The 6,415-nt window shown below is 33.3% G+C and carries 9 protein-coding genes; 2 read left to right on the top strand and 7 right to left on the bottom strand.

Annotated features, from left to right (window positions below):
• The 4 genes from KI356_RS26305 to KI356_RS26290 form a co-directional block, all read right to left on the bottom strand.
• Window positions 1-543: AraC family ligand binding domain-containing protein (locus KI356_RS26305; RefSeq protein ID WP_212936916.1), on the bottom strand; the 543-nt coding region annotated here is incomplete at its 3' end.
• 170 nt (window positions 544-713) lie between these two features.
• On the bottom strand, window positions 714-1,295 hold the full coding sequence (locus tag KI356_RS26300) for a YpjP family protein (RefSeq protein WP_088058564.1): 582 nt from the start codon (window positions 1,293-1,295) through the stop codon (window positions 714-716).
• A 283-nt stretch (window positions 1,296-1,578) separates the two neighbouring features.
• The gene (locus KI356_RS26295) at window positions 1,579-2,778 is read right to left on the bottom strand and encodes an ABC transporter permease (RefSeq protein ID WP_212936915.1); all 1,200 of its coding nucleotides are present in this window, start codon (window positions 2,776-2,778) and stop codon (window positions 1,579-1,581) included.
• Window positions 2,771-3,481, bottom strand: a complete 711-nt coding sequence (locus KI356_RS26290; RefSeq protein WP_212936914.1) for an ABC transporter ATP-binding protein — start codon at window positions 3,479-3,481, stop codon at window positions 2,771-2,773. The genes KI356_RS26295 and KI356_RS26290 overlap by 8 nt, the downstream gene beginning before the upstream one ends.
• A gap of 153 nt (window positions 3,482-3,634) precedes the next feature.
• Here KI356_RS26290 and KI356_RS26285 point away from each other — a divergent pair, with 153 nt between their 5' ends.
• Together KI356_RS26285 and KI356_RS26280 are read left to right on the top strand one after the other, a co-directional pair.
• On the top strand, window positions 3,635-4,066 hold the full coding sequence (locus KI356_RS26285) for a GNAT family N-acetyltransferase (protein WP_128279894.1): 432 nt from the start codon (window positions 3,635-3,637) through the stop codon (window positions 4,064-4,066).
• Window positions 4,067-4,095: 29 nt separating this feature from the next.
• Window positions 4,096-4,623, top strand: a complete 528-nt coding sequence (locus KI356_RS26280; RefSeq protein ID WP_212936913.1) for an HAD-IIIA family hydrolase — start codon at window positions 4,096-4,098, stop codon at window positions 4,621-4,623.
• Window positions 4,624-4,679: 56 nt separating this feature from the next.
• On the opposite strand, the gene KI356_RS26275 is transcribed toward KI356_RS26280, so the two are convergent.
• From KI356_RS26275 to KI356_RS26265, 3 genes are all read right to left on the bottom strand, one after another.
• Window positions 4,680-5,120 (bottom strand): GNAT family N-acetyltransferase, encoded by a 441-nt coding sequence (locus tag KI356_RS26275; protein ID WP_212936912.1) that lies wholly within the window; start codon window positions 5,118-5,120, stop codon window positions 4,680-4,682.
• On the bottom strand, window positions 5,117-5,590 hold the full coding sequence (locus KI356_RS26270) for an SAM-dependent methyltransferase (protein WP_128279892.1): 474 nt from the start codon (window positions 5,588-5,590) through the stop codon (window positions 5,117-5,119). The genes KI356_RS26275 and KI356_RS26270 overlap by 4 nt, the downstream gene beginning before the upstream one ends.
• 88 nt (window positions 5,591-5,678) lie before the next feature.
• The gene (locus KI356_RS26265) at window positions 5,679-6,377 is read right to left on the bottom strand and encodes an aspartate/glutamate racemase family protein (RefSeq protein WP_212936911.1); all 699 of its coding nucleotides are present in this window, start codon (window positions 6,375-6,377) and stop codon (window positions 5,679-5,681) included.
• Between the last annotated feature and the right edge of the window lie 38 nt (window positions 6,378-6,415).

The raw sequence follows: 6,415 nt of genomic DNA, 5'->3' as shown, positions 1-6,415 counted from the left end.
CTCTTTTTGTCTATTTCCAAGTTGAAAATCATTTTCTACATTCTCCACATCTTTACAGTATCGCAGTAAAATATAAACGACTTCATAAATCAAACTATTAATTTTTATGTAACTTAAGTCATCATAATTTATGACTAATTCCTTTAATTCATCAAATATTTGTCGGAGGTTCGTTTTCTGAACAACTGATTCTTTTATATTAAATCTATATTTATCAAAACCTTCATTTATCTCTTTTAGAAATTCATAAGAAATAATTAACATCATTACTGAACAACTTGTATTTTCAACTTTTTCAAATTCGTGAACATCTCCACTATTTACAAAAATAAATTCGCCAGCGGATACTTTCTTTTTTTGCCCATTCACATACAAGAAAACTTCTCCATATACGACTAGGCTAATTTCAATACTTCTATGCCAGTGAGGAGGAATATAGTAGTGAAAACCAGTAGGTAACATTGTATCCTCTATATATTCAACCATTCCTGGAATTCTATCGCGTAATTTTATTTCTTCATATTTGCCTTGCCTGATTTTCAATAATTCACCCCCTTTTTATATTATAAAGTAGACGTCAAAGTCAAAAACAATGTATTTTTGCATTCCCATACTCCCTTTGCTTTTTTTCCTAAATCTATGTTATTCAACAACATAAATATCTTACCCTTTCATACACATAAAAAAAGAACAAGATTTTCTCTTGTTCTTCATTAAGACAACCATTTCGGCGGTACATTCGTATTCCAATAAATATTTCCTAACTCATGGTGTCCTGAGTATCCATCATCAAAACGATGATAGTGGAAATTAAAATAATATCCATCTTGCGGTGGATGATCTCTCCTCACATGAAATCGCAGTAAGTCATTTCCTGATTTCGTGTCATAAACATGAAAAATCTTTTCATTATTTCCGCCAGCTGGTCTTTGAGAAATTGCTAATGATTGTAACGATTCTTCTGGCACATCATTTGCAAGTTCCGCGATTGCCTCTTCAATTTTAGGTAATACAACATCTTTAAATTCATCTTCAATTACAGGCCCAATTTTAGAGCCGAATTTTTGCATAGATTGCTTCTCTGCTTCTTGCATCGCATAGTTAACAAAAGTATCGGTGGTTAACCTATCGTTCGTTTCTTCATATGTATAGGACGTTTGCTCCAAATTTTGCTGTCTAGTTGTAGTAGGCTTGTCCGCTTTTGCATTATCAAGCAAAATGGAAGGAGGCGTCACTAAACCAAACGTAAATACAGTAATTAATGCGACTAAGGTTTTTCTAAACCAATTTGGCATTTATGTTCCCTCCCCTTTCACTCATTATATTTTTATATAACGGTTGTTTCTTCTATTATACAAAATGATTGTAATTTTTGCACTTTACAAATTTGTTAACGTTCACATATTTTTCACTTGAATATGAAATTGTAAGATTTCATACACTATATATACAACATCAATGAGGAGGCGATCAGATGACTTTAGATGTCATATACTCCGCCGCAAGCATACTCGTTTTAGTATATTTTATTTATCAGTGTGTTACAGACTAGAAAAAGAGCCATTTCCGGCTCTTTTTCTATGGTAAAAATACAATCCAAACAATGAATACTATAAAAATAACCCCAATAATTATTGCTGGCAATATATAAAACTGAGAAAGGATGACTGTCCCGTATATGAATACGGCTGGGAGGAGCAAATAACGATCCGCCTTCCATCTTAATAATAGTAATGTTCCTTCGTCACAATATAAATGAAGAAACATTTTCTTCGTGAATTCATTCCAATAATCACGTGCATAATGAGAAATAGCAACTAAAGCAAACACAAGAATAATAGCTGTTATCCACTGCGGAGTCGCGATAATACTTACAGTACTAATTAAAACAATTTGCACATAAAACGTTAAAGCGCTACTGGTACGCAAAAATTCTTTCAAAAAAGATTCTACAATACGCGAATCAGATTTTTTTCCTAATATATTTTTAGAACGAGGGAACATCCACGGTTTTTTATTTAAACTACTTGGCTTCGCAGCATGACCACCAACTTGCATAATACCTACAGTCCAGCGCATACTTTCTTCTTTTTCTTTCTCAACTTCTTTAAAAAAATAATTTTTATAATTCATCTTTTCTTTTACTAAGACTATAGTAAATAAAGCTGCTAGACCGATAAATAATATGGAATACAATGGATTTTTATAAATGAAAAATACACTGATTCCAAAAAAAATCAAACTAAAAGAAAATATAACATCTTTTATAATCAATAAAACCCATCGTTTCCCGACACGTACATTTATAAATCTCGTCAACAACGATAGCATAAATCGAAAAACAGTAAAGAAAATCCAGAACAGTACGATTTGTATAATTGTCGCTCCCATACTTCTCATCAATATAGGCAGCATAATGAATACTACAATTACGTTCGTTATTGCAATCCGAATTAACGTATATATCATCCCAAGCTTCATTAATCTTCGCATATGATTTGGGTACGAAATTAAAAACAAGCTATCTGCTTGTTCAAAAAATGAGCGAACTCCTCTTGAAAATGTGACAAAATAAAACGCGAGTAAACCTAATCCAAAATAAACGGTCTCTTCCATCGATAATTCTTTCATCCATAGTGAACGATAGTAGATCCCCGCAAATATAAGTGCTGGAATAATAATATATAATGCGACTGTCCAATCTGTTATCGAACGTATGGACTTCCATTTCCGCTCAAGTTCATGACGCAATCTTTTATAAAACTGTTGTTTAATCATGCTGTTCCCGCCTTACAATTGCATCGAAACAATCTAAAAGTGTGCTTCCTGGCATTTTTGCTAACGATTGTATCGCCTCTAAATGGCCATCTGCTACTAACGTACCTTGCGAAATGAGTAAAAATCTTTCACAAATCCTTTCAGCTGTATCTAGTACGTGCGTACAAAGTAAAATTCCAGCTCCTCGCTCTTTTTCTTTATATAAGTAATTCAAAAATTCTTTCGTAGCTACTGGATCTAAGCCGATAAAAGGCTCATCAATAATATAAAAATCCGGCTCCGTTAAAAACGCGAGTATAAGCATCGATTTTTGTTTCATACCTTTTGAAAACTTTGATATGTATTCGTGTATATGTTTTTCCATTCGAAACGTATGTAATAATTCCCTTGCTTTGTCCTCCCAATTTCCCACTTCATTTCCACGAGCAGCCATTAATAATTCAATATGTTCCCAGAGCGTCAAATAATCATAATATGTTGGATGTTCCGGCACATATGCATACGGATTTTTCTTTTCACCAAATGCTATTTCACCATTCATATTTACAAGTAAGCCTAGCATCGTTTTAATCGTCGTACTTTTCCCAGCGCCATTTGCACCAATAAGAGCAACTAATTCACCTTTTTCAATTGAAAAAGCAATATCATGAATTGTTTTTTCACCTATTTCATATCCAGCTGAGCGGATATTTACCTTCAACATACATTCCCCTTCTTTCCATTTCCAATACAATCAAGGAAAAGAATAACATATAGCCATCTATATATCATTATAAAATATTTATTTTCATAGCAGGAAAAAACATTTTTTAACAGAATATTAAATGTTTGATTACATTTTATTGGAGTGAATAATATGTCTTTTCAAATTCGTGAAGCGACTATAGATGATATAGATGCACTTTGTTCTTTAACGAAAGAATTAAAAGGTTCCTCTATTTCCTATGAAGATATGAACAACCGATTGCAATTCGTACAGATGAGTCCTTTTGATTTTTTATATGTTTATGAAGAAGAAGAAACTATATTTGGATTACTTGGGTTTCGTATACGTGAAAATTTAGAAGATGTAACTCGTTATGGAGAAATTTCAATTATTAGCGTCGATTCTACAATACGGCGGAAAGGCATTGGACAAGTATTAATGGCTTATGCAGAACAATTAGCAAAGAAGCATCATTGCATTGGAACATGGCTAGTTAGCGGAACAAAAAGAGTGGAGGCACATCCTTTTTACAAAAAATTAGGTTACGAAGTAAATGGATATCGATTTGTAAAACATTTTTAAACTACTCTTTAATTGAAGGGACTATAAATATGACAAACATTAACGCAATTTTCATTGATCGTGACGGTACAATTGGTGGCGACACTACAATACATTATCCTGGATCTTTTACATTATTCCCCTTTACAAAGGCAGCTCTGCAAAAACTAAAAGCTCAAAATATAAAAATTTTCTCTTTCACAAATCAACCAGGTATCGCAGATGGAATAGCTACTGTAACTGATTTTGTACAAGAATTAGAAGGTTTCGGTTTTGATGATATTTACGTTTGTCCTCATAAACATGGTGATGGTTGTGAATGCCGTAAACCAAGTACAGGCATGCTTCTTAAAGCAGCGGAAAAACATGGGCTTGATTTAACACAATGTGCTGTAATTGGTGATCGCTGGACTGATATTGTTGCAGGAGCAAAAGTGAATGCGACAACAATATTAGTTCGAACAGGCGCTGGATACGATGCTTTACATACGTACCGAGACAACTGGGCACATATTGAGCCAAACTACATTGCAGAAAACTTTGAAGATGCAACAAACTGGATTTTAAATCAACTATAATACAATTTAAAAGAGACGTTTTCAAAATGAAAACGTCTCTTTTAATCTTATATTTTTTAAAACGTTAATTCATAATGGAAATAACGATTATCTCTCAAATATCCATTTTCAGCATATAATCGCTGTGCTGATAAATTATCAATTTCTGTTTGTAGTTTTAAACCTTTTGCACCATTTTCTAATGCGAATGCTTTAGCAGCTTCCAACAACTTTTTCCCTGTTCCTGCTCCGCGTTTCTTCGCTTGTACAAATAAGTCATTTAATATCCATAATTCTTTCATCGAAATAGATGAGAATGATGGATATAATTGTGTGAAACCAATATATTCTCCGTCTTCAACGGCCACGAAAATGACTGACTCTTTTCTTTCAATCCGATTACGTAAAAACACTTTTGCTTCTTCTACATTCGACTCTTGTCGGTAAAATACGCGATAGTTATTAAAAACAGATGCTAGTCCATCTAAATCTGCAATTGTTGCTTCATATATTCTCATTTTACTCCGTTCCCCTTCCAATACTGTTTCATAATATCTGTTGCCCATTCAGGCTGCTTTATTTCTTCTCTCGGTATAAATTCTTTCATAACAGGCTTTATATCCAAAATAGGCGTGCCATCGATTGCGTCTAATCCTTCAACAACAATTGTTTTTCCATCTCTTCTTATCACTTTAACAATTGTCGCTCCTAGTCGGTTCGGACGATTTTTTCCACGCTGTGCAAAAATCCCTACCTTCGGATAATTACTATTATTTCTAGGGTGTCTAGCAGAATACTGAATTTGTTCATCTGTTACTTTATGAAAATAGAAAATAACTTCAATATGAGAAAACTCTTCAATCCCTTGTATACTTTCCTCTGTAAACGACTCGCTTAAAGTAATAAGTGATCTTACTTCTCCCCACTCATCATCTGCAATTTCCCTTCTTTCATTATGTACAAATGCGATTGGTTGAACTGAAAACATCCGCATTCCCCCTTAAATGTAACCACTTACATTATAAGATATTTTCTGAATGTTTTCCAGATACACGAACTAAGTTTACATAATATAATTATAATCTATTTTCTAAAGCGAAATTTACTGCTTCAATTGCATGTATATGAGTTGTATCAAATATCGGAACTGATACGTCCTCTTGCTTTATTAATAACCCTATTTCTGTGCAACCTAAAATTATTCCCTGCGCCCCTTCTTGCACTAACTTTTCTATGACCCTTTTATAATACTCTCTTGATTGAGGTGTTATTTCTCCTAAACATAATTCTGTATATATTACTTCATTTATCTTTTCTCTATTTTTTTCTGATGGTACTATTACTTTGATATCATTCTCTACTATACGTGACTTATAGAAATCTTGCTCCATTGTGTATTTTGTTCCAAGTAGTCCCACCGTTTGAATACCTTTTCTTTTAATTTCTTTTGCAGTTGCATCAGCAATATGCAAGACTGGAATATTAATATTTTCCTTTATTTTGTCAACTACCTTATGCATTGTATTTGTGCAAATGATTATAAAGTCTGCTCCTCCCATCTGCAATGAATATGCCGCATTCCCTAATACTTCTCCTGCTCCATTCCAATCTCCGCTAGACTGGAATCGTTCAATCTCTTCAAAGTCAACGCTATTAATCATACATTTTGCTGAATGTAATCCTCCTAATCTACTTTTTATTTCTTCATTTAGAATTCGATAATATTCCGAAGTTGATTCCCAACTCATACCACCTATAAGTCCTATCGTTTTCACAATTAAAACCCCTCTTCAATATTATTTTACGGACATAA

This window comes from Bacillus hominis, from assembly GCF_018332515.1.
In the GTDB taxonomy this organism is placed as follows: Bacteria; Bacillota; Bacilli; order Bacillales; family Bacillaceae_G; genus Bacillus_A; species Bacillus_A hominis.
Note: the sequence above shows the minus strand (reverse complement) of the source record. Positions and strands in the feature narration are given on the sequence as shown.

Excerpts from the sequence above, each read along its gene's own strand:
- KI356_RS26300 (WP_088058564.1), bottom strand. The coding sequence starts at position 1,295 with ATGCCAAATTGGTTTAGAAAAACCTTAGTCGCATTAATTACTGTATTT.
- KI356_RS26295 (WP_212936915.1), bottom strand. The coding sequence starts at position 2,778 with ATGATTAAACAACAGTTTTATAAAAGATTGCGTCATGAACTTGAGCGG.
- KI356_RS26290 (WP_212936914.1), bottom strand. The coding sequence starts at position 3,481 with ATGTTGAAGGTAAATATCCGCTCAGCTGGATATGAAATAGGTGAAAAA.
- KI356_RS26285 (WP_128279894.1), top strand. The coding sequence starts at position 3,635 with ATGTCTTTTCAAATTCGTGAAGCGACTATAGATGATATAGATGCACTT.
- KI356_RS26280 (WP_212936913.1), top strand. The coding sequence starts at position 4,096 with ATGACAAACATTAACGCAATTTTCATTGATCGTGACGGTACAATTGGT.
- KI356_RS26275 (WP_212936912.1), bottom strand. The coding sequence starts at position 5,120 with ATGAGAATATATGAAGCAACAATTGCAGATTTAGATGGACTAGCATCT.
- KI356_RS26270 (WP_128279892.1), bottom strand. The coding sequence starts at position 5,590 with ATGTTTTCAGTTCAACCAATCGCATTTGTACATAATGAAAGAAGGGAA.